At 65.8% G+C, this 20,852-nt stretch carries 22 protein-coding genes; 11 read left to right on the top strand and 11 right to left on the bottom strand.

What is annotated here, in order from left to right; translation table 11 throughout:
* Positions 1–353 precede the first annotated feature (353 nt).
* The 7 genes from B4E96_RS03920 to B4E96_RS03890 all read right to left on the bottom strand — a co-directional run bounded on the left by B4E96_RS03920 (position 354) and on the right by B4E96_RS03890 (position 7,104).
* The gene (locus tag B4E96_RS03920) at positions 354–761 is read right to left on the bottom strand and encodes a four-helix bundle copper-binding protein (RefSeq protein WP_102160850.1); all 408 of its coding nucleotides are present in this window, start codon (positions 759–761) and stop codon (positions 354–356) included.
* Between the two features lie 163 nt (positions 762–924).
* A complete protein-coding gene (locus B4E96_RS03915) occupies positions 925–1,566 on the bottom strand; it encodes a DUF305 domain-containing protein (RefSeq protein WP_259845354.1) in 642 nt (213 codons plus the stop codon).
* The gene (locus B4E96_RS03910) at positions 1,563–3,812 is read right to left on the bottom strand and encodes a copper-translocating P-type ATPase (protein WP_414632666.1); all 2,250 of its coding nucleotides are present in this window, start codon (positions 3,810–3,812) and stop codon (positions 1,563–1,565) included. The genes B4E96_RS03915 and B4E96_RS03910 overlap by 4 nt, the downstream gene beginning before the upstream one ends.
* A gap of 34 nt (positions 3,813–3,846) precedes the next feature.
* Positions 3,847–4,170, bottom strand: coding sequence for a heavy-metal-associated domain-containing protein (locus B4E96_RS03905; RefSeq protein ID WP_286956460.1), 324 nt, complete (start codon positions 4,168–4,170; stop codon positions 3,847–3,849).
* A gap of 95 nt (positions 4,171–4,265) precedes the next feature.
* Positions 4,266–5,387 carry a sensor histidine kinase gene (locus tag B4E96_RS03900; protein WP_286956459.1) on the bottom strand — a complete coding sequence of 374 codons (1,122 nt, stop codon included), beginning with the start codon at positions 5,385–5,387 and terminating at the stop codon, positions 4,266–4,268.
* Positions 5,384–6,097 carry a response regulator transcription factor gene (locus tag B4E96_RS03895; RefSeq protein ID WP_259833219.1) on the bottom strand — a complete coding sequence of 238 codons (714 nt, stop codon included), beginning with the start codon at positions 6,095–6,097 and terminating at the stop codon, positions 5,384–5,386. Before B4E96_RS03895 ends, B4E96_RS03900 begins: the two co-directional genes overlap by 4 nt.
* A 74-nt stretch (positions 6,098–6,171) precedes the next feature.
* Positions 6,172–7,104 (bottom strand): cation diffusion facilitator family transporter, encoded by a 933-nt coding sequence (locus tag B4E96_RS03890; protein ID WP_286956458.1) that lies wholly within the window; start codon positions 7,102–7,104, stop codon positions 6,172–6,174.
* A 216-nt stretch (positions 7,105–7,320) separates the two neighbouring features.
* On the opposite strand from B4E96_RS03890, the gene B4E96_RS03885 reads away from it, so the two are divergent.
* The 3 genes from B4E96_RS03885 to B4E96_RS03875 all read left to right on the top strand — a co-directional run bounded on the left by B4E96_RS03885 (position 7,321) and on the right by B4E96_RS03875 (position 9,382).
* Positions 7,321–7,935 (top strand): TlpA family protein disulfide reductase, encoded by a 615-nt coding sequence (locus tag B4E96_RS03885; protein ID WP_243743445.1) that lies wholly within the window; start codon positions 7,321–7,323, stop codon positions 7,933–7,935.
* On the top strand, positions 7,935–8,711 hold the full coding sequence (locus tag B4E96_RS03880; RefSeq protein ID WP_414632665.1) for a cytochrome c biogenesis CcdA family protein: 777 nt from the start codon (positions 7,935–7,937) through the stop codon (positions 8,709–8,711). The genes B4E96_RS03885 and B4E96_RS03880 overlap by 1 nt, the downstream gene beginning before the upstream one ends.
* Positions 8,712–8,800: 89 nt before the next feature.
* Positions 8,801–9,382: a CueP family metal-binding protein gene (locus tag B4E96_RS03875; RefSeq protein ID WP_414632664.1), complete on the top strand. Its 582-nt coding sequence runs from the start codon at positions 8,801–8,803 to the stop codon at positions 9,380–9,382.
* 54 nt (positions 9,383–9,436) lie between these two features.
* Here B4E96_RS03875 and B4E96_RS03870 read toward each other — a convergent pair whose 3' ends face one another.
* Positions 9,437–10,093 (bottom strand): SGNH/GDSL hydrolase family protein, encoded by a 657-nt coding sequence (locus B4E96_RS03870; protein WP_286956455.1) that lies wholly within the window; start codon positions 10,091–10,093, stop codon positions 9,437–9,439.
* Between the two features lie 103 nt (positions 10,094–10,196).
* On the opposite strand from B4E96_RS03870, the gene B4E96_RS03865 reads away from it, so the two are divergent.
* Positions 10,197–10,862 (top strand): DinB family protein, encoded by a 666-nt coding sequence (locus B4E96_RS03865; RefSeq protein WP_254221129.1) that lies wholly within the window; start codon positions 10,197–10,199, stop codon positions 10,860–10,862.
* 599 nt (positions 10,863–11,461) lie between these two features.
* Positions 11,462–11,977 carry a signal peptidase II gene (gene lspA, locus B4E96_RS03860; RefSeq protein WP_217006714.1) on the top strand — a complete coding sequence of 172 codons (516 nt, stop codon included), beginning with the start codon at positions 11,462–11,464 and terminating at the stop codon, positions 11,975–11,977.
* A gap of 284 nt (positions 11,978–12,261) precedes the next feature.
* Here the strand turns inward: lspA and B4E96_RS03855 are convergent, their stop codons facing one another.
* Positions 12,262–12,894, bottom strand: a complete 633-nt coding sequence (locus tag B4E96_RS03855) for a class I SAM-dependent methyltransferase (RefSeq protein WP_259877456.1) — start codon at positions 12,892–12,894, stop codon at positions 12,262–12,264.
* 198 nt (positions 12,895–13,092) lie between these two features.
* Here B4E96_RS03855 and cmtR point away from each other — a divergent pair, with 198 nt between their 5' ends.
* Both cmtR and B4E96_RS03845 read left to right on the top strand, forming a co-directional pair.
* Positions 13,093–13,452, top strand: a complete 360-nt coding sequence (gene cmtR, locus B4E96_RS03850) for a Cd(II)/Pb(II)-sensing metalloregulatory transcriptional regulator CmtR (RefSeq protein WP_217006716.1) — start codon at positions 13,093–13,095, stop codon at positions 13,450–13,452.
* A complete protein-coding gene (locus B4E96_RS03845) occupies positions 13,449–14,048 on the top strand; it encodes a cadmium resistance transporter (RefSeq protein ID WP_259877455.1) in 600 nt (199 codons plus the stop codon). Before cmtR ends, B4E96_RS03845 begins: the two co-directional genes overlap by 4 nt.
* Before the next feature lie 140 nt (positions 14,049–14,188).
* Here B4E96_RS03845 and B4E96_RS03840 read toward each other — a convergent pair whose 3' ends face one another.
* Positions 14,189–15,556 carry a phenylacetate--CoA ligase family protein gene (locus tag B4E96_RS03840; RefSeq protein ID WP_259877454.1) on the bottom strand — a complete coding sequence of 456 codons (1,368 nt, stop codon included), beginning with the start codon at positions 15,554–15,556 and terminating at the stop codon, positions 14,189–14,191.
* Positions 15,557–15,939: 383 nt separating this feature from the next.
* Between B4E96_RS03840 and B4E96_RS03835 the strand changes: the two genes are divergently transcribed.
* The 4 genes from B4E96_RS03835 to B4E96_RS03820 all read left to right on the top strand — a co-directional run bounded on the left by B4E96_RS03835 (position 15,940) and on the right by B4E96_RS03820 (position 20,507).
* The gene (locus tag B4E96_RS03835) at positions 15,940–16,959 is read left to right on the top strand and encodes a M28 family peptidase (RefSeq protein WP_259877453.1); all 1,020 of its coding nucleotides are present in this window, start codon (positions 15,940–15,942) and stop codon (positions 16,957–16,959) included.
* Positions 16,960–17,437: 478 nt separating this feature from the next.
* Entirely contained in the window at positions 17,438–19,090 is a 1,653-nt protein-coding gene (resB, locus tag B4E96_RS03830) for a cytochrome c biogenesis protein ResB (protein ID WP_286956451.1), read from the top strand.
* Between the two features lies 1 nt (position 19,091).
* Positions 19,092–20,135: a c-type cytochrome biogenesis protein CcsB gene (gene ccsB, locus B4E96_RS03825; protein WP_217006720.1), complete on the top strand. Its 1,044-nt coding sequence runs from the start codon at positions 19,092–19,094 to the stop codon at positions 20,133–20,135.
* A 231-nt stretch (positions 20,136–20,366) separates the two neighbouring features.
* Positions 20,367–20,507: a hypothetical protein gene (locus tag B4E96_RS03820; RefSeq protein ID WP_217006721.1), complete on the top strand. Its 141-nt coding sequence runs from the start codon at positions 20,367–20,369 to the stop codon at positions 20,505–20,507.
* A gap of 18 nt (positions 20,508–20,525) precedes the next feature.
* Here B4E96_RS03820 and B4E96_RS03815 read toward each other — a convergent pair.
* A partial coding sequence (locus tag B4E96_RS03815) for a transposase (RefSeq protein ID WP_286956449.1) occupies positions 20,526–20,852 on the bottom strand: 327 nt, incomplete at its 5' end.

Here is a 20,852-nt window from a genome sequence, read left to right as displayed (position 1 = left end):
GTCCGGCACGGTGGTGTTCGGCTGGCAGATGTGTCTAGCTTCGAACTTGCGTTGACGACCGGTGCGGTGGGTTCTTGTCGGCAGGCTTGATCGCGGGATGGACCCTGGATGCCTGAGCTTTGAGGGAGCGTTGCGCCGCGGTGCAACTGAGGGATGTCCGACCAACTGCGTGCTTAGCGAGAACAGTGAAAGGTGGAGCATGCGTCTGTTTGACGGTCGCCCCTCACAACCCCTCCGGTCGGACTTGAGCCACTCAGCCACAGAGCTGGGGTCAATTGCAAAGGGTCCCTGTCGGTGGGCAGAACGGCGGCCTGGTCGATCGTTGTCGGATCGACCAGGCCGGGTAGTAGGGGTCAGCCGATCGCGGCCAGGAGGTCGGCGCAGGCCTGTTCGCATCGGCGGCAGGCCTCGGCGCAGACGCGGCAGTGCTCGTGCATGTCCGCGTGCTTCTCGCATTCGGCGGCGCATTCTGCGCACGCTGCCCGGCATGCCTCGAGTGCGGCTTTGACCGTGGCCAGGTTCTGCCCGGTGCGGCGGCTGAGAATGCTGCCGGTGGCCGCGCAGAGGTCCGCGCAGTCAAGGTTGAGACGGATGCAGTTGCGCAGATCGGCGACCATGTCTTCGGCCAGGCAGGCATCGGCGCAGGCCGTGCAGGTCTGGGCGCACTCGAAACAGGCGGCGATGCAATCGGCGAGTTTCTGCACGTCCAGACCGGTGGTGTCGTTGGGGTGGGTCTCGATCATTGAAGTGATGTGAGTCATCGCTGCGCTCCTTCTTCTCCGAGGCGGTGCTAGGAAGCACCCGGCTACCATCGACGCTAGGTGACCCGCCGACCAAAGCGAAGCCGCCAGAAGCCGATCTTCGCAGAATCTTCATGAACCGCAGTCCGGTCCGATGCCCGGTTCCCCTTCCGGAGAAAAAAGTTCAGAGGTTTTCGAGCATCGTCTTCATCTCCTGGATCTCTGCTTCCTGGTCTTCGATGACCTGCTCGGCCAGGGCGACGGCCTGCGGGTTCTGCCCGTCGGCGACCTGCTGCTCGGCCATGTCGACGGCACCCTCGTGGTGTCTGGTCATCTGTTCCAGGTACAGCTTCGCGGCGTCGGTGCCGGTGGCGTCTTCGAGCTGCCGCATGTCGTCTTCGCTCATCATCCCGCTCATACCGCCGTGACCGCCCATGCCACCCGTGCCGTCCATGTCGTCCATGTTCATGGGTTGCTGGCCCCAGGCTTCGAGCATGGCGTTCATCCGGTCGATCTCGGGCCCCTGCGCATCGATCACGCCTTGGGCGAAGTCGGCGACGTTCTGCGGGATGTCATCCTTGGCCAGCAGTGTCTCGCTCATCTCCACGGCCTGCTGATGGTGCGGGATCATCATCTGCGCGAACATCACGTCGGCGTCGTTGTGCTCCGCGGAGATCTCCTCACCGGAGCCCGCGGTGTCGGTGGCGACCGAGGTCTCAGGGGCGGGATCTGCCCCTGTGCTGCCAGGGTCAGCGTTTCCGCTGCATGCCGAAAGAATGAGCGTGCCGGCGACGGCTGCTGCAACTGCCAGTGGGGTGCGCTTCATGATGTGACCTTTCCTTTGTGGTGGACGGTTTCTGGTCGGGACGTCTCGGCGGGGGTCGGTGCCAGCCATGCCGGGTTGAGTTCGGTGCGGCGCAGCAGCTGTGCGTTGAGCGCGACGATAATGGTCGACAGGGACATCAGGATCGCGCCGACGGCCGGGGAGAGCACGAGCCCGATGGGGGCCAGGACTCCGGCGGCCAGCGGGACGGCGATGACGTTGTAGCCGCTCGCCCAGGCCAGGTTCTGGATCATTTTGCGGTAGCTGGCCCGGGACAGGTCGATCATCGACAGCACCGCTCGCGGGTCGTCGCTGGCCAGTACGACCCCGGCCGATTCCATCGCCACGTCGGTGCCGGCCCCGATCGCGATGCCGACGTCTGCCCGGGCAAGGGCGGGGGCGTCGTTGACGCCGTCGCCGACCATTGCTACCGACAGTCCCCTGTTCTGCAGGTCGGTGACGGCGGAGTCCTTGTCCTGCGGGAGCACTTCGGCGAAGACCTCGTCGATGCCGAGGTCGCGCCCGACGGCGTCGGCGACCTGCTGGGCGTCGCCGGTGATGAGCGCGACCTTCACACCGCGTTCTTGCAGGGCGTGGACTGCGGCTCGGGATTCCGGCCGCACCTGGTCCTCCAGGGCGACCGCCCCGATGATTGTCCGGTCCTGGACGATGTGCAGGACGCTGGCGCCGCGCTGGGTCCATTCCGCGACGTCGGCGGCGATCTCGGCTGGTGATTCCAGTCCGTAGTCGCGCAGCATGTTGGGCCCGCCCACGGTGATCTCGGAACCGTCGACGATGGCGCGGACCCCGCGCCCGGCGGCTGCGGTGAACTCGCTGGCCTGCAGACGAGTCGAGGCCGCTTCCGGGTGTTCGGCTGCCGCTGCGGTGATCGCCCGTGCCACCGGGTGTTCGCTGTTGGCTTCGGTGGCGGCGGCCAGCGCCAACACGCGGCTTTCGCTGATTCCTGACACATGCGCGGTCCCGGTGACGGCGTGCGCGCCCTGCGTGAGAGTGCCCGTCTTGTCGAAGAGCACGATATCGATCGAGCGCATCCGCTCCAGCGCGAGCCGGTTCTTGATGAGCAGGCCTGACCGGGCGGCCTTCTCAGTCGAGATGGCGATCACCAGCGGGATCGCCAGTCCGAGTGCGTGCGGGCAGGCGATGATCAGCACGGTGACGGTGCGGATGACTGCCTGGTCGGGCGCGCCCAGCAGCGTCCAGATGAGCGCAGTGATGATGCCGGCCCCCAGCGCGAACCAGAACAGCAGCGCTGCGGCACGATCAGCCAGCGCCTGCGCCCGCGACGACGATGCCTGCGCGTCGGCGACCATCCGCTGAATGCCGGCCAGGGCAGTCTCGCCGCCGGTGGCTTCCACGGTTAGACGCACCGCGTTGTCCGTGGCGACGGTGCCGGCCACGATCTTGTCACCGAGTTCACGCAGGACGGGTTTGGACTCACCGGTGATCATGGACTCGTCGAACTCGGCGTGCCCGTCGATGATGCGGCCGTCAGCCGGGACCCGGGCCCCGGACCGAACCAGCACCGTGTCACCGGTCTGCAGTTCGGCGATCGGGACGGTGATGGTCCCGGACTCGGTGACCTTCTCCGCCTCGTCGGGCAACAGCTCGGCCAGCGCGTCGAGGGCACCGGATGCCGCACCGAGGGCGCGCATCTCCAGCCAGTGCCCCAGCAGCATGATGGTGACCAGCAGCGCCAGCTCCCACCAGAAGTCGAGCATGAAGTCGCCGATGCCCAGGCTGGTGGCCCAGGAGGCGACGAAGGCCACGGTGATGGCCATCGCGATCAGCAGCATCATCCCGGGCTGCCGTGATTTCAGCTCATTGAGCCCGCCCTTGAGGAAGGGCATGCCGCCGTAGACGTAGATGACGGTGCCCAGCACCGGGGCGATCCAGGCCGAGCCGAAGAACTCGGGCACTTGGTAGCCGAGCAGGTCGGCGACCATGTGGCTGAAGATGACGACCGGCACCGACAGGATCAGGCTGACCCAGAACCGGTTGCGGAACATCGCGACACTGTGCCCGGCGTGCTCCCCGTGGCCTGCGTGCGCGTCATGGTCGTGTCCGGCGTGACTGTCGTGGGCGGGTGCCGGGGCTTCGTCAAGGGCGGAGTGGCCGTGGCCCTGCGGCATCGCCTGTCCGTGGCTGTCTGCGTCGAGGTGGTCGTGGTGGTGATGGGCGTGGGTGTGATCTGCCGGTTCGGGCTGGTGGTGGTGCTCCGGATTGCTCATCGTTGTCCTTCACAGTCAGGGGATGGGTAGCCGATCAGGCTTCTGTTCCGGGGTATCCGGCCGCGGCAAGCGCTGATTGCAGCGCCGCCGTGTCCACCGGTGCGCTGCTGGTCACCGTGACGGTGGACCGGCCGTGGGCTACCAGCGTGACGTCCACCTGGGCGTTGCGGTCCACCGCGTGTATGGCCCTGGTCACGCGCGAGGCGCAGCCCTGGCAGGTCAGCCCTTCTACAGCGAGTGTGAGCGTGGAGGCCGGCCCGGCACTGCTGCCAGTTGCGTTTGTAGTGGCGGTGTCGGCTGGTGCGCAGCAGGCGCAGCCTGCCGATGCGAGGGGCAGCTGACGGGAGGCTGCGGTCATGGTGTGCTCCTGACTTGCGGGCTCGGTGAGGCCGCGCGGGTTTCGCGCGCCTCCGACTATACCCTGTAGGGGTATATGAGTAAAGGTGTTCATGCTCACGCGGGGCGGGCCTTTCCGGGGGTGCGGGGCAGTTCGATGGTGAACTCTGAGCCGTGTCCGGGGCCGGCGGAGGTGGCGGTGAGGGTACCGCTGTGGGCTGCGATGAGGGCGTGGGAGATCGTCAGGCCGATGCCGGAGCCGCCGTGGTCGCGGTCGCGGGCGGTGTCGCCGCGGTAGAAGCGTTCGAAGATGTGGGTGAGCTGGTCGGCGGTCATGCCGTCGCCGGTGTCGGTGACGCGGATGGTCACGGTGTCCGTGGTGCCGGTGGTGGTGAGGGAGACGGTTCCCCCGGGTGGGGTGTGGCGCAGCGCGTTCGACAGGAGGTTGTCGAAGACTTGCGCCAGCCGTTGCCGGTCGGCGATCACGGTGCCGATTCGGGTGCCGGTGGGGATGGTGAGGGTCACGCCCTTGGCTGTGTAGCTCTCCTGGACTGCGGCAGCACAGCTGTCGAGCAGATCGGCGATGGGCACGGGGGCCGGTGCGAGTTCGATGCGGCCTTCCTCGGCGCGGGAGGCGTCGTCGATGTCTTCGACGAGGCGTGTCAGGCGAGCCAGTTGTTCGGCCATCACGGCGTGGGTGGTGGGATTCCACTCAACGACCTGGTCCTGCAGCCCCTCGAGGTAGACGGAGATGACCGAGACCGGCGTGCTCATCTCGTGGGCGAGGTCGGACAGAATGCGTCGCCGTGTTTCCTCGGTGCGTGTCAGCTGGTCGGCCATCGTGTTGAACGCTCGGGCCAGGGAGTCGAGTTCGGCGCCGGCGCCCACTATCGGGACGCGCACGTCGTAGTTGCCACTGGCGACTTCGGCTGCCGCGTGCGTGAGCTGTTCCAGCGGGGTGCGGATCGTACGCGAGAGCAGGAAGCTGGCCAGGAGCGCGCAGGCCAGACCGGTGCCCAATGCCACCGCCAGGGTGATCAGGTTCGCGTCACGGTAGGCCTGCTCGACATGGAACAGTTCCGAGGATCCCCCCGGGATGCCGGCCATTTCCAGGTGTTCGTGGAACAGCGGCGGCCCGGCCACGGTTGCGACCACCACCGCTCCGAGCAGGCTTGCCGCCACCACGATCAGCTGCGTGGCGAACAGGCGGGTGGCCAGGCCGGAGTTGCGCAGCCTCATCGGAGCACCATTCGATAGCCGACGCCGCGGACGGTCTCGACGAGGCCGCCACCGTCGGGCTCTTCACCGAGCTTGCGCCGCAGGTGGCCGATGTGGACGTCGACGATCCGTTCATCGCCGACCCAGGATGTGTCCCAGACGGCGTCGATGAGCTGCCGGCGGGAGAGCGCGCGGTGGGGTGCTGCAGACAAGGCGACCAGCAGGTCGAACTCGGTGCGCGTCAGGGGAAGCACCGCATCGTCGCGGCGGACCTCGTGGCCGGCGAGGTCGATAGTGAGGTCGCCGACGACGCGGACGGAGTCCTGGGGTGGGTTTCCAGTGCGGGGACGCCTGAGCACGGCATGGACCCGGGCGACCAGTTCCCGGACGCTGAAGGGCTTGGTGATGTAGTCATCAGCACCGGCGGCAAGGCCCAGGAGTTTGTCGTTCTCACCACCGCGGGCTGTCAGGATCAGCACGTAGCACTCCGACATCGCTCGCACGCGGCGGCAGACCTCGATTCCGTCGAGACCGGGCAGTCCGAGGTCGAGGATGAGCACGTCCGGCTCCTCGGCCCTGACGCTGTCGAGCGCCTGGACCCCGGTGTGTGCCTGCTCGACGTGGAAGCCGTCTCGGCTCAGGTAGGTCGCCACCATCTGTGCCAGAGGTTTCTCATCCTCGGCGACGACGATGCGCCCGCCAGGGTGGTGGTCGGTTCGTTCAGCCCGCATGTACTCAGTCTGTCCCGAACCTCGGTGGCACACAGCCCTCAGCGCCCGCTGCGGCCGGAATCTTCGTCAAACCTTCACACGCTCGAGCCTGTCCCCCGCTCGGACTGTCGGGTGATGTCGATGCTCGTGGCGGTCTCGGCCGGGCAGGTGCGTTCGATCTGCAGCGTGGAGAAGTAGGTGCCGAACCGGTCGGTGAGCAGGTCGGTCGCCTGTTCCAGCACGGCCTCATGCTGGGACGGGTCGGCCACGTGCAGGTGCGCGGAGAAGACTGTGCGCCCCGAGGTGATGGTCCAGGCGTGCACGTGGTGGACGTCCTCAACCCCGTCGATCTCCTCCAGGGCTGCGATCGCCGCCGGCAGGTCGAGGTGCTCGGGGGTGCCTTGCAGCAGGATTCTTAAGGCCGACCGGATGATGGTCCACGATGCCCACAGCAGCACCACGCCGAACACCATGCCCAGCAGCGGGTCGATCGCGAGGAAGCCGGTCAGTCGGATGACCACCGCGGAGATGATGATGATGAGGCTGCCGACGAAGGTCTGCAGGATGTGCCAGAACGCGCCCTTGATGTTCAGGTTCGTCTTCTGCCGTCGGTAAAGCAGCCAGAACGCGATGAGCTCGGTGACAATGCCGCCGGCGGCCACCCAGAGCATCACCGTGGTGGGCAGCTCGATCGGCTCGGCCAGCCGCATGGCTCCCATGTAGAACACGTAGACGGCCATCAAGGCGAGGAAGAGTCCGTTGAACAAGGCTCCGATGATCTCGGCCCGGGCCCACCCGAAAGTCTCCTTCGCAGTGGCGGGGCGTTGGCTCAGCCGCTGGGCGACCAGCGCGATCAGGACCCCGCCGACAGCCGAGAACGTGTGGAAGGCATCGGAGACCACCGCAACCGACCCGGACCACAGCCCGATGACCAACTCGATGACGAAATACACTCCCGTCAACCACCCGGAGATCCGGAGGGCTTTGCGGTCTCCGTCGACCGGCAGATGTCCGCTGTGTTCGCTCATCCTGGCCTCCTAGTTGACCTGTCAGGGAAATGAACTTCCGGGGACAGCACACGGCGCCGTCGAGCCACGCGCTGATTCGAATGTAACCCGCCTCACCTCCACGAGGCTGTCACCAGGGCAATCTTCGCCAAATCTTCAAGAATCCTGGTCCCTTCACCCGTGGCGATCCCGCCAGAATGGAGGGAGTCGTTTCCTGCGAGTTGAAGAAGAAGAAGGATGCTCTCACCTCTGTCACGTCGTTCGATGATCCGCCGGTCAGGCTCGTTGACCGTCCTCCTCGCACTTGGTCTGGCCGGGTGCGGCACCAATACCGACGAGCTGGCCGACCAGGTGCCGGAAGTCAATGAGCAGGGCTACATCTCCGGGGCCGGCGTCATCACCCAGCTGCCCCTCGGCGAGCGGGGGGAGCCGATCAAGTTGGCCGGTGAGTACACCGACGGCACCGCCTTCGACCTCGCCGACTGGCGCGGGGCCCCGGCGGTGCTCAACCTGTGGTACGCCGCCTGCCCCCCGTGCCGCAAGGAAGCCCCGGCGCTGCAGGCCAACTACGAGCGGTACCAAGAAAACGGCGTGAAGTTCTTGGGCATCAATGTCCGCGACGAGGCGCCGGCCGCCGACGCGTTCGCCAGGACCTTCGATCTGACGTTTCCCTCCATGCTGGATAAGGACGGCCTCGGCGTCGCCGCGCTCGGTTCGGTGCTGCCCCCGCAGGCGGTCCCGTCCACCGTTGTCCTGGACTCCCAGGGCCGGGCGGCAGCCCGGGTGATGGGAGCCGTGGACGAGTCCACCCTCAAAGCGTTGATCGGTGACGTGTTGGAGGAACCGGCGTGATGCTGCTGGCCTCCATCGGGGAGACCTTCTCACAGACTGCGTTGTCCGGTCCGATGCTGCTGGCGATCCCGGTGGCGATCCTCGCCGGGGCGGTCTCGTTCTTCTCCCCGTGCGTCCTGCCGCTGGTCCCCGGCTACGTCGGCTACGTCACCGGGTTGGGTGCCGCCGCGCTGACTGACCGGAAGATCAGCCGGGTCGTCGTCGGGGTCTCCCTGTTCATTGTCGGCTTCGCCGCCGTCTTCGTGTCGATGGGCCTGGCGTTCAGCCTCGCCGGTGTCTTGCTCAGCCAGTGGGCCGATGTCCTCAACCGCGTGATGGGCGTCGTCGTCATCATCGCCGGCATCGTGTTCATGGGCGGCATCGGCATGTTCCAACGCACCGCCCGGATCAGCAAGCGTCCACCCGCCGGCCTCTGGGGCGCCCCCGCCCTGGGCGCCACCTTCGCCCTCAGCTGGGCACCGTGCATGGGCCCCACATTGGCGGCGGTGCTGGCGCTGTCGACCAGCTTCGGGGCGACCGGCGCCGACGGCATCTGGCGGGGTGCCCTGCTGACATTGATGTACTGCCTCGGACTGGGAGTGCCGTTCATCGTCGTGGCCGTGCTCATCGTCAAGGGCACCGGCAGGCTGCAGTGGGCCAGAGACCACCACCTCCTGATCAGCAGGATCGGCGGGGCGATGCTCATCATCATCGGCGTGCTGCTCGTCAGCGGCGTCTGGACCCAGTGGGTCAACAGCCTGCAAGGCATGATCGGCGGCTTCGAGACCATCATCTGACACCCCCTGACCACTCAGCGAGACCACCCCCGCGCAGCCGTCACTGCTGTGCATGCTGACCCTCGGGCACCCGCCCGAACGACAAGGAGATGAAAGTGAAACGAACAGCAATCATGACAGCCGCTCTCTCGCTGGTGCTGGCAGGATGCGCCCCGGCAGCAGACTCCCAACCAGCACCCGGCGCCGGCTCGCAGGCGGAGCTCCTTGCCACTTTCGATCTCGAAAGCATGGATGCCGTCGAGATCATCGATCATCTGGACCAGCTCGAAATCGCCGACAGGCCAGCAGATCTGATCGCATCGGTCTATCCCGATGAGCTGGTGCTGACCGACAACAGGCAGGAAGTGACCCTGGACCTGCCGCAGAACCTGTCCTACCTGTCGATCGCCCCCTACGTCGAGCAGACACACGACTGCTTCTACCACAGCCTGACCACCTGCCAGGGCGAGCTCAGCAACGAAACCATCGACGTCCAAATCACCGACAGCACCACCGGTGAAACCGTGGTCGATGAACAGATCACCACCTTCGACAACGGGTTCGTCGGCTTCTGGGTGCCCAGCGACATCAACGGCACCATCGAGATCAGCCATGACGGCCGGACGGGCACCTCGGACTTCACCACCACTGACGACGGTGCCACCTGCATCACCGACCTGCAGCTCGCATGACATCCGGTGAGCGAACGCGATTCCAGCAGACCCGGATGTCATGCGAGCTGCCCATTATGAGGCAGAAGCAGTGAGCTGATCGGCGAGCTGTTCCCAGATTGCATCAGCCCACAGGGCGTGGCCCGTCGCGTTGGGGTGAAAGTAGTCGCCCGAGAACGTCGCCAGATACTCGCGAAGCGACAGTGCTTTGGTTGCAGTATCAATGTCAGCAATGGCGTGACCGTGCAGGCTGGCTGCTTGTCGTATCGCGTGGTTCGCTCTAATTGCGCGGCGGTCGTATGGCCAGTGCAGGAAATTCGGCACCAGACCCATCACCGCTCCCTGGGGCAGTTTCGAAGCGACCGCTGTCATATCGCGTGCGAAGTCGTCAGTCTTGAAAGCTGGTGCCCAGGCCACATCGTTGCTACCGATCACGCAGGTCACGAAATCCGGTGCCGTGACCTCAGCAAGCTTTGGTAGCTGCGCGTCCAGTACATTCTTGGCTCTTGCCCCATAGGTCGATAGATTCACGACCCGGACTGTCTCACCGGTGACCTCCGTAAGTCGTTTGGCGATCACGCCGACATGGCCTCGGGCGGGGTCATCCACTCCGACGCCAACGCCTGCCGAGTCGCCAAGTGCCACATAGGTCAGCGTGCCTTCTTGGGGTTGTGCCCAATGCATCATGTGGTTGCGTGATTGTGCGCGGCCGCGCCGTACTGCGATACCCACGCGGCCAATATACCCCAGACGGTATATGCGAAGCACCCACTAGTGCTGAGGGCTCAAAAAGAGCGGAGGTTCGGAGTGTCAAAAAGGGTATACCCGATTTGACATGCCCTATGCCTTCCGCCGTGGAGAGTTTGAAGCGTCAGCTCTGACACCCCACCCGGTCACACGACTGCGCCGCCTCCACTATTCGACCATTGACCGCGGCAGGGACGTGGGTGACGATGGGGCCGAGGGAAGCCGGGAGTCGGTGCCCGACCGAAAGTGGGCGACCGTGGACCGCTCTGCAATCACGGACGGATACCGTCGAGCTTGCGCCGAGTTAGAAGACGCCCTGGCCCGGGCTGGGGATGCTGACCTGCGCCGGCGCAGTGCCGGCACCGGTTGGAGCAACGAGGAACTGCTGTTCCATATGGTGTTCGGCTATATGGTGGTCCGAAACCTGTTGCCCTTGGTCAAGATCTTCGGCCATCTTCCGCCCGCTCTCAACCCCGCATTCGCGCGTCTCCTCAACGCGGGCGCCCGTCCATTCGACAGTGTCAACTACTGGGGTCCCGGGCCGCAGCCCGCGTGCAACCGTCACCGCATGGCGAGCAAGCTACGCCGGGTCACCGCCGCCCTCGGCACCAGTCTGGAGAACGAATCCCAGCGATCGCTGGCCCTGCACATGGCGTTTCCAACCCGCTGGGACCCCTTCTTCACCCCCGTGATGACCGTCGCGGATGTCTACGCCTACCCGACCCTGCATTTCGACTTCCACGCAAAGCAGTGAGCCTGCCCTCAACCAGGACAGCCCGCCCGCATAGCGCCAGCCTCCGCCCCGAAGGCTCTCCGAAGGAATCGGGAAAGCTTCGCTCGTCTACCGGCGTCAGGGGGCGGAGCAAGGAGGTTCCGTGAATCGGGACTACTCGTCTCGCGGAGCGCTGCTGTCCCCGGCGAGAGACAAGTCCCGGCAGCAGCAATCGGGATATCGGCCGCAGGCGCGCACGACTACGCCTCGGTTGACCACACATCCGCAATCCGCACATGTCATATCCATCTGCCCAACATTACCTATGGGATTCCTCGTCATTCTTAAGCTCTTCAAATCCGACGGTCCTGCGGGCTTGGAGCGGTGGACCTAGTCGCTGGCGGCGGTGAGCGCACCGGGCGGGCCGTTCGGAAGGTGGTCGTATCAGGGGGTGGGGCCCAGTCCGTCCTGCTCCTCACAGAGAGACAATGGCCTGCACCGGTAGCATCTGAGGGTGACGATAAAGAGTGATGGGACAGGTTTGGGCCTGCGTTGGCCGTTGCGGCAGCCTCGCCGCTGCCGGGTACGGGTGCCCAGGCGCCGGCCGGCCACGGATTGGCGCCCCACCGTCTGGTCTCGACATGCCTGATCAGCCGGTGACCACTACATCTGCACGGCTCCGGCCTCGCGAGGTGGTCGGGCTGTTGGGCGGGGCGGGGATCCTGGCACTGGTGGATCTGGGGCTCAAGGTCCTGGCTCAGACCGCGTTACCCGCCGGGCAGGTAGTCGATCTGGGCTGGATCAGCTTGCGCGTCTTTTACAATCCGGGGGTGGCTTTCAGCCTCGGGGCGTCCTTACCCGCCTGGATGGTGATCGCCGGGACCGGGCTGGTCCTCGCCGGATTGGTGTGGTATTTGCTGGCGAACGTCCGTGTTATGGGCACAGTGGCCCGAGGCGGAGCGGTCCTGCTGCTGGGCGGGGCCCTGGGGAACTTTGTAGATCGACTGGGCGGGGCCGGCGTGGTGGATTACCTGCACACCGGCTGGTTCCCCACCTTCAACGCGGCCGACGTCTTCGTCACCGTCGGGGTGGCGGGACTGGTCCTCGGGATGCTGCGGGAGCCTGCGTCCGGCATGAGGGACGGGAACACGTCCTGAACTAGATCGGCTGCCACTAGCTCAGCGCTGTGTATAGGTTCACCTGGCTGTCGTCGACGGGGTGCGCCTCACACAATGACGAAGCAGTTGCGAGGGATTGCTGGGATGTGGTTGAGCCGGCAGATCCTAAGGCGCATCCTGCCGGTCGCGCTAGCAGCAGACGCGCAGAGCGCTTGAGCGGTTCCGATTCCGGGGGCGCGCCCGCCCGGTACAGGGGTCGGGCTTGATGACCTTGTTTCGTGCCCACCCAGGCCGCTCGGAGCCGTCTCCTCGCAGCCACTGGGTTACCCATGGCTTTTCGACGCGGGCGCGTCCTTGTCGCTGCCAGGATCGTCCTGGACTATGTCTGGCTTCTGAGCGATGAAGCGCAGGACCCGACCGCCGAAGGAGACCCGGACGCGGAGCGGGCCGAGGCCAGCCTGTGCCAGGACCGGTTCGAAGGTTGCGGGTTCGATGAGTCGGTGCGCAGAACGGTCGGCCACGTGCACCAGGGATGCCAACCGTGAGGCAAGCAGGTCGTATCCCACGAAGGACCCGCCGGGTCGCAGGACCCGCGCCGCCTCCGTCACCGCGTGTTCCCACTCGATCACGTGATGGAGCATGAGGAAGCTCAGGACCATGTCGAACGACTGGTCATTGAACGGCAGTCGGGTGGCATCGGCTCGGCGCGCTTGAGCAGTGGGGAGTCGGGCGAGGCGCCGCTGCGCAGCCTTGACCATCGCGGGGTCGGCGTCGGTCGTGGTGAGGTGCACCTGGGGGTGGACCCGAGCGATCGCTTCGGCCATCGCTCCGCTACCCCCACCGATCTCGAGCACGTTGCCGGCGACAGGCAAGCCCTGAGTCACCCAGGGGACCATTCGCCGTGCCAGAAGGCGCCACGGTCGGCTGCGACAGAATGAGGCTTCCACGGCGGACATCCTCGGCATGACCCTCCTCTTGGCGCACCAGCGGGGTTGAAGCCGAGATTAGTCCCATGAGGGCAAATCAACTATCTGGTGGTCAGCATCACGCGTAAACCTGCACCCAAGGACCGGATACAAAACCTCGGCGGGCAGCAGTTCTCCACTGAGCGGGCAAGTTGCGTCGTGTTCAGCGAACAATGTACAGTTCATCGAGTGCTGACCATTACCAATCATCTTGACGTGATGAACCGCCTAGGCCGTGCCATGGCTGACCCGACGCGCTCCCGCATCCTGCTGATGCTGCTTGAGGGGCCGAACCATCCGGCGGTGATGAGCCGAGAGCTGGGCCTGTCGCGGTCGAATGTCTCCAATCACCTGGCGTGCCTGCGGGACTGCGGCATCGTGGTGGCAGAACCGGAAGGCAGGAAAACCCGGTACGAGATCGCTGACCCGCACCTGGCCCGCGCGCTGACTGCGTTGCTGGAAACAACTTTGGCGGTCGACCAGGGGGCCGGCTGCATTGACCCTGCGTGCTCCGTGCCAAAGTGCTGCAAGGTGGAGGCGGGCGCATGATCCTGTCATCCGTGTTGCAGGCGATCGGCCTGTTCATTGTCACCAACATCGACGACATCATCGTGCTCTCGCTGTTCTTCGCCCGCGGTGCGGGCCAGCGGGGCACAACGGCCCGGATCTTGGCCGGGCAGTATCTCGGGTTCGGCGGCATCCTGGCCGCCGCCGTGCTCGTCACGTTGGGAGCGGATGCGTTCCTGCCCCCGCAAGCCATTCCCTACTTCGGGCTCATCCCGTTGCTCCTCGGCGTGTGGGCGGCCTGGCAAGCGTGGCGCGGAGACGACGACGATGATGATGAGGCGAAGGTCAGTGGTAAGAACGTCGCCGTGCTGACCGTCGCCGCTGTCACCTTCGCCAACGGCGGGGACAACATCGGCGTGTATGTTCCAGTCTTCCTCAGCGTGGGACCGGCCGCCGTCATCGCGTACTGCGTCGTGTTCCTCGCTCTCGTCGCGGTGCTCGTCGTGCTGGCGAAGTTCGTTGCGACTCGCCGGCCGATCGCCGAGGTGCTCGAACGCTGGGAGCACGTGCTGTTCCCGATCGTCTTGATCGGTCTCGGGGTATTCATCCTCGTTGAGGGTGGCGCGTTCGGGCTCTGACTCCCGGCACTTCAGGGACAGGATCAAAGACGCTCGGAGCCGCCAAGGAAAAGCTGCGGCTCGCCGCCCCTTCTCGCTAACCGTCACAGGTTATGCGCGGGACCCGCCCCGCCGGGACAGGACGGACGCTTCGTAGCCGGTCAGCGCAGCGGGATCACCGCGCGGAACTTGCCCCCCGGAGTTGGCTGGGGTGGTCCCTCGCCGCGGGCCACGATGACGTGGTCGAGTCCGTGGTCCCCCAGCAGGCGCCGGATCTCTGCGTGCACCATCTGCCGGACGTGCTCCGGGTCGGTCCCGGCGGCGGGTTGCAGACGGACCTCGAGGTGGGCAGGAGCGGTGTGCACGAGCTGGAACAGCTCCACGCCGGGAACGCGGTCGAGCAGCGAAGTGATGGTCAGCGACGGGAGCGTCACCGACGCGCCGGCGGGGGTGTGAAAAGCGAGCAGGTCAGCGGTGCGGCCCTGCACCCGGATAGCGGGCAGCGGGTCGCCGCACGGGCAGGGATCAGGCCGGACGAAGACGACGTCGCCGAGGTCGTAACGCAGGATCGGCTGGACCCTGTTCGCGAGGTTGCTGAGCAAGGTGGTGTGCGACGTCTGACCCGGGGGGAGCGGGCGGTGAGCGGCGTCGACCGGCTCGAGGAGAACCCAGTCGCTGTTGACGTGGAGCCACCCGTACTGGCAGCTGTAGGTGAGGAAGGGGCACTCGGTGGCGGCGTAGCCCTGGCGGACCTTGGCGCCGAACGCGGCGGAGATCGTGTCGTGCTCCCCTGCGGGAAGGCCCTCGGCGGACAAGACCACCAACGCCGGATCGATGTGCAGGCGGCCGGCGCGCTGCTCAGCGGCCAGCAGCGCGCCCATCGTGGCGTACGGGGCAAGAATGGCCGGACGGAGGCGGTTGAGCCCAGAGACCAGCTGCGTCATGGGCGTATGCACGCCGAACACCCCGATCCGGCTGCGGCCAAACCGGTTCCTGCGCAGCGCGGCAGCCGCGGCCGCGGAGGCGTAGTGGCCCCCGGTGGCGGTGATCATGGCAACGCGCCCGCCGCGGGCAATGATGCGAAGCAGATCGGCAGGGGTGAGCCAAGCACTGAGCAACCGCGCCAGCAGGGCGGTAGTCACCGCGAGGGACCGCTCGTCCAGCAGGAAGATGCCCCGGGTGCCGGTGGTTCCGGAGGTTGTCCCCACCGTGTAGCGGCCGCGGAACTTCTCGCCCACCAAGGCGGGATCCCCGACGAATGCCCGCGCGGCGGACAGGGTGGCCTCCCGGTCGGTCACCCAGTCATCGAAGTGGGACATCAGCTCGGCCTTGCTCGTGACCGGCAGCATCGTCGGGTCCGTGACGTGCTCGGGCAGGTGCTGGTACAACCGGCGGTAGAAGGGTGACCGGGCACGCGCGAAGGTAACCATCCCGGCAAATCGCTCGTGCTGCCGCTGGGCGATCGCCACCCTGCCCTGCCGGTGGGTGGCACGGGCATCGCACAGCAGCCAGAGTCGGCTTTCGGTCATGCGCGCTCCTTGCCACTTCGAGCAGCCACCTTCCCGGCGTCGCGTCAGGCCGTGGGTCCCGGGTTCACGACCAGCGCGGCAACGTCCGGAGCAACTGCGAGCTCGGCCCACCAGCTCACCACCGGCCGAGCACGGCGTCAAGCCTCCTCTGCACAGTCATCGACAGGGCGTTGGGCCTCTGCGCCTCGGTGAAAGCATCACCGCAGCACACGACAGCTCCGGCACCACACCGTTTGTGCACCACCGAAGACTGTGCCACCTGCATCACGGGCCTCCAGCAGATCGAGTGGGAGGAAGCACCGCCGCGACGAGCCCGCAGACCGGGCCCCGGCACTGAAACTGAAGCTATTGCGGCTGCGACACTACAGTGATATACGACTGTAATGGATCTGAGCCGGCACCGAGGAATCGCAGTCATTCTCGCAGCACTCGGTGCGACCGCCCTCTTGGTGGCGTTCGTCCTGGTCAGCCAGCGGTCGGACGATTCGGGACTGCAGGCGCAGGGCCCCCCTCTTTATGAGCATGTGGCGGAGTTTCAAGCACTTGCCGATGAACACGGCGACCGTGCCGCCGGCACACCCGGGTACGAGGCCGCGGCCCAGTATGTCGAACAGCAGCTCGAGGGCGCCGGGTATCAAAGCACCCGCCAGTACTTCACCTTCGACAGCCATGGCGAGGAGACTGAGACTTTCAGCATTATCGCCGAGACCGAGGGCGGCAGCGACGACAATGTCATCATGCTCGGTGCCCACCTTGATGGGATGCCGGACAGTCCGGCGATCAGTGACAATGCCGCAGGCGTCGCGGCATTGCTGGAAACGGCCAAGGAGCTCGGCGGGCAGGATGCGATCAGCAACAAAGTGCGGTTCGCATGGTGGGGAGCAGAGGAGTTTCCCGCCACCCCCGGTTCCAGGCATTACGTTGAGAATTTGGCGGAGCCAGCCACCGGCGAACTCGACAACATCATCGCCTATATCAACATCGACATGGTTGCCTCACCGAACTATGTCATCGGACTCTACGACGCGCGGGAATCGGACCCCGAACTCGAAGTGCCCGACGGTTCGACCGAGATCATGAACGTCTTCACGGACTATTTCGGCTCCCGCGGCCAGCCCTGGGTGACCACCCATTGGGACTTCGACTCCGATCAAGTGCCGTTCGTCGAGGAGGATGTCGCCGTGGCCGGCCTGTTCACCGGCAGCAACGAGAAGAAGTCCACGAGGGAAGCCGCCCTCTTTGGCGGTGCCTCCGGACAGCCGCGCGACCCCAACTACCACGCGTCAGGTGATGACCTCGACAACATCAGCTTCGAGGCGCTGACCCTCATGACCGATGCGATGAAATCCGCCGCCACCAGCCTGGCCGAGGACAGCAGCACTCTTTCACGCCACGAAAGGTGATCGGTGGTGTCCTGAGCGGGACCATGGCTATTGAGGGGCACTGAAAGACTCTCCGTGCCCGGACCTGCATCGGGGCTCGTCTCGGTGAACGGCCTGCGGCATTCCATGCTCCACACATCAGCTGAACCCGAAACACTGCGGTTGACATCTCCCGCAGGAGTCAACGGGACCTTCAACGCATGCGCATCGGTCACTGCATGCTGTATGGTCCAGTGTGTGCTGACTATTGTGCCTCGGACGAGAGAGGATCATCGCCTCGGCAGATTCCGGTCGACCGGAACCTTGACGCAGCAGGCAACGCTGAAGGGACGAAGGTCGATGGTCCCTCGCCATCATCGTCGAACCTTGTGAAAGCACGTTACCCGTTCCGACGCCGCGCAGAGAGCCCTGTACCGACGCGGGCAGACGGATGCGGCTGGTCGTCGCTCGCTGCAGAGGCTGAGCGGCGGTTCGAGACGGTCATCTGAGGTAGCAGGGCATGAGACGAGAAGAAGCGAACGAGACGTTGATGAAGACCTTCCCGGATCAGCATGAGGGACGGAAGCCGGCGCCTTCCAGCAAGCCAGCGCGTGCGGCCAAGGCGGCGCCCGCCAGCATCGGCTTCGTCGGGATGCTGCGCTGGGCCTGGCGGCAGCTGACCACCATGCGGGCGGCACTCATCCTGCTGCTGATCCTGGCCCTGGCCGCGATCCCCGGATCGCTGCTGCCGCAGCGGATCCAGGATCCCATCCGCGTCAACACCTTCATTGAGGAGAACGGCTCCTGGGGCGAGTTCCTCGACCGCCTGCAGCTGTTCGACGTCTACTCCTCCGTCTGGTTCTCCAGCGTCTACATCCTGCTCATGATCTCGCTTGTCGGCTGCGTCCTGCCGCGCACCGCCCAGCACTGGCGGGCGATGCGGCAGGCGCCCCCGAAAGCCCCCCGCAGGCTGTCCCGGATGCCGGGCTACCAGACCTTCGAGCTCGCCCCCCGAACAAGCGGTGAGGAACTCCTCGACCGGGCCGAAACCCGCTTCAAGAAGCAGGGCTACCGGACGGTCCGGGCGGGCGACCACATCGCCGCCGAGCGCGGCTACCTGCGGGAGACCGGCAATCTGGTCTTCCACGCCTCGCTGCTGGCACTGGTCATCACGATGGCGATCGGCTCCCTGTTCGGCTACTCCGGACAGCGGGTGCTCGTCGAGGGCGACACCTTCGCCAATTCGCTCGTCGCCTACGACTCCTTCGAGCCGGGCACCTACTTCGACGCCGACCGGCTCGACGACTTCCGGATCCGGCTCAACTCCTTCGAGTCGAGCTTTGATGACCAGGCGACCGGCAATCAGTTCGGTCAGCCTCGCACGTTCGAAGCCGACATCACGGAGTTCTACGAGGGGCAGGAGATCCGGCACCGGCTGGAGGTCAATCAGCCGATCCGGATCGGCGGCACCGGAATCTATCTCACCGGCAACGGCTATGCCCCGGTCTTCACCGTTAAGGACGCCCAGGGCACCGTGACCTTCTCCGGGCCGGTCGTGTTCCTGCCCCAGCCCGAGGCCTCGGGGTACGGATCGCGGGGAGTGCTCACGGTGCCCGACGCGCAGCCGGACCAGCTCGGGTTCGTCGGCTTCCTGCTTCCCACCGCAGGACTCAATGACGACGGTGAGCTGATTTCACGGTTCGCCGAGCTGCGCAACCCGTACGTCGTGATGAGCGCTTACCGGGGAGATCTGGGGCTCGACACCGGGGTGCCGCAGTCGGTCTACGATCTGGACGCCGACAACATGACCGCGGTCACCGATGCCGCCGGCAACCCGATCACGCTCGAGCTGACACCGGGTGAAACGGTGCAGCTGCCGGACGGTTTGGGCAGCGTGACCCTGGAGGGCATCGACCGGTTCATGGCCGTCGACATCCGCCATGATCCCACGCAGGGGCTGATGCTGGTATTCTCCATCCTGCTGATGGTCGGACTGGGTCTGTCCCTGTTCGTGCCGCGGCGCCGGATGTGGGTCCGCACGAACGGCGGCGAGGTCGAGGTAGCAGCGCTGGCCCGCGGTGAGGATCCACGGGTCGAGCACGCCGCCCGCGAACTGGCAGCAGAACTTCATCACGGAGCACGCAACCCGGAACGACCGGCGAAGGGACACTGAAATGGACGTCAACATCGAGCTGGCCACGTGGTCGAATCTGCTGATCTACTCGGCGATGGCGGTCTACGCGATCGCCTTCATCACCTACGCCTTCGACCTCTTCGGCGGCCGGACGCTCAAGTCCGCCGTCCGACAGCGGCAGTCGGCGCAGGAGCTAGCCGCCAGCAGCCGGGTTCGGCGGACCACCCGCCGGACCGGTTCCGTCGCCGTACTGGAAGACGACGATCCTCGGTCGGGTTCGCCTGCCGATCGACATGGCGAAGAGGCGGGCAATGCCGACCCGAGCACGGGCCGGAGCAGGCGACTGGCCCGGGTCGGGACCTCGCTGACAACACTGGCGCTGGTGCTCCACGCGGCGGCGGTGGCCACCCGCGCCCTATCCGTGATGCGCGGCCCCTGGGGCAACATGATGGAGTACGCGCTGACCACCTCAGCGCTGGCCGTCATCCTCTACCTCGCGGCGCTGAAATACCGCGATCTTCGGTACCTCGGCACCTTCGTCTCCGGGGCAGTGCTCGTGACCCTGGGCCTGTGCATCACGGTGTTCTACACGCCCGCCGCGCAGCTGGTGCCGGCGCTGCAGAACTACTGGATCTACATCCACGTGCCCATCGCGATCCTGTCGACGGCACTGCTGTCCATCTCCGCGGCGCTGGCCGCGTTCCAGATCATCAAGGCGGCCACCGAGCAGCGCACGACACCCAGATGGCTGCGCTTCATGGACCGCGTGCCCTCCAGCGAGAACATCGAGCAGGTCTCCTACCGCATCGCCGCAGTCGGCTTCATCACCTGGACCTTCACCCTGATCGCCGGCGCCATCTGGGCCGAACTCGCCTGGGGACGCTACTGGGGCTGGGACACCAAGGAAATCTGGACCTTCGTCGTGTGGGTCGTCTACGCGGCCTACCTCCACGCCCGCGCCACCCGCGGGTGGGGACCGACCAGAGTCGCCGTGCTCAACCTCACCGGCTTCGCCTCGGTCGTATTCAACTTCGCCGTCGTCAACATCTACTTCAGCGGCCTGCACTCGTACTCCGGAGTGTGAAAGCCAGCTCGGACGCGGCTGCTTGCGCACCCGAACCACCGCCCACGATGCAGGAATTCGCCTCCGTCCTGGCACTGGCCGCAGAGGTCGTCAGGGTCTCGGAGAAGACGCTGCGCCGGGGCCCTGCACCTGGCGGCCGGGATCGTCCTGGCCCTCGGACAGGTTCCCGCCGATCTCCCGGAGGGCTTTGCCGCCGTCGCCACCCTGCGCCGAGCCGGCACACAAATCCTGATGGCGCTGAGCTTCACCAACCCAATCCTGGTCGGATCCGCCCTGGGATACTTCGCTCTGCGCGAGGCCCCCGACATCATCACCTTCGCCGTCCAGCCCCCTGCGCTGTTCGCCCTCATCTCCGTCTACCTCGAGGCCTGATCCACCGGATAAACCGGCTCATCGTAATTGAGAGTGTAGAACCGGTCTGAAGCCGCCGGAGTTGAGCAGACATCTCGCGATGTAGTGCGTGAGGTTGCGGAATCCCAGTGCTGAGCCCCGTAGGTGTTCGAGCCTGCCGTTGATGGCTTCAGTTGGCCCGTTCGACGTTCCCGGTCGGGTGAAGAACGCCAGGACATCAGCAGCTCGACGCTTCAGAGTCCGTCCTAACCGCTTGAGCTCGACCAGTCCTGTCGGCAGATTTGTCGTCAGATCGTCGATGACTGATTGTAAGAGCTTCTTGCCCTCGTTGCCGTCGTTGGTTCTGTAGGCGCTCACAATGTCTTG

This window comes from Brevibacterium sp. UBA7493, assembly GCF_002479565.1.
GTDB lineage: Bacteria > Actinomycetota > Actinomycetes > Actinomycetales > Brevibacteriaceae > Brevibacterium > Brevibacterium luteolum.
The sequence above is the reverse complement of the archived record's forward strand: the minus strand, read 5'-3'. Positions and strand labels throughout refer to the sequence as shown.

Bases quoted from the DNA above. Each gene is read 5' to 3' on its own strand.
- lspA (WP_217006714.1), top strand. From the start codon at position 11,462: ATGCCTGATCAGCCGGTGACCACTACATCTGCACGGCTCCGGCCTCGC.
- B4E96_RS03875 (WP_414632664.1), top strand. From the start codon at position 8,801: ATGAAAGTGAAACGAACAGCAATCATGACAGCCGCTCTCTCGCTGGTG.
- B4E96_RS03880 (WP_414632665.1), top strand. From the start codon at position 7,935: ATGCTGCTGGCCTCCATCGGGGAGACCTTCTCACAGACTGCGTTGTCC.
- B4E96_RS03890 (WP_286956458.1), bottom strand. From the start codon at position 7,104: ATGAGCGAACACAGCGGACATCTGCCGGTCGACGGAGACCGCAAAGCC.
- B4E96_RS03845 (WP_259877455.1), top strand. From the start codon at position 13,449: ATGATCCTGTCATCCGTGTTGCAGGCGATCGGCCTGTTCATTGTCACC.
- B4E96_RS03905 (WP_286956460.1), bottom strand. From the start codon at position 4,170: ATGACCGCAGCCTCCCGTCAGCTGCCCCTCGCATCGGCAGGCTGCGCC.
- B4E96_RS03820 (WP_217006721.1), top strand. From the start codon at position 20,367: ATGGCGCTGAGCTTCACCAACCCAATCCTGGTCGGATCCGCCCTGGGA.
- resB (WP_286956451.1), top strand. From the start codon at position 17,438: ATGAGACGAGAAGAAGCGAACGAGACGTTGATGAAGACCTTCCCGGAT.
- B4E96_RS03900 (WP_286956459.1), bottom strand. From the start codon at position 5,387: ATGAGGCTGCGCAACTCCGGCCTGGCCACCCGCCTGTTCGCCACGCAG.
- B4E96_RS03865 (WP_254221129.1), top strand. From the start codon at position 10,197: ATGCCCTATGCCTTCCGCCGTGGAGAGTTTGAAGCGTCAGCTCTGACA.
- B4E96_RS03885 (WP_243743445.1), top strand. From the start codon at position 7,321: ATGCTCTCACCTCTGTCACGTCGTTCGATGATCCGCCGGTCAGGCTCG.
- B4E96_RS03840 (WP_259877454.1), bottom strand. From the start codon at position 15,556: ATGACCGAAAGCCGACTCTGGCTGCTGTGCGATGCCCGTGCCACCCAC.
- B4E96_RS03855 (WP_259877456.1), bottom strand. From the start codon at position 12,894: ATGTCCGCCGTGGAAGCCTCATTCTGTCGCAGCCGACCGTGGCGCCTT.
- ccsB (WP_217006720.1), top strand. From the start codon at position 19,092: ATGGACGTCAACATCGAGCTGGCCACGTGGTCGAATCTGCTGATCTAC.
- B4E96_RS03835 (WP_259877453.1), top strand. From the start codon at position 15,940: ATGGATCTGAGCCGGCACCGAGGAATCGCAGTCATTCTCGCAGCACTC.
- B4E96_RS03910 (WP_414632666.1), bottom strand. From the start codon at position 3,812: ATGAGCAATCCGGAGCACCACCACCAGCCCGAACCGGCAGATCACACC.
- B4E96_RS03915 (WP_259845354.1), bottom strand. From the start codon at position 1,566: ATGAAGCGCACCCCACTGGCAGTTGCAGCAGCCGTCGCCGGCACGCTC.
- B4E96_RS03895 (WP_259833219.1), bottom strand. From the start codon at position 6,097: ATGCGGGCTGAACGAACCGACCACCACCCTGGCGGGCGCATCGTCGTC.
- B4E96_RS03920 (WP_102160850.1), bottom strand. From the start codon at position 761: ATGACTCACATCACTTCAATGATCGAGACCCACCCCAACGACACCACC.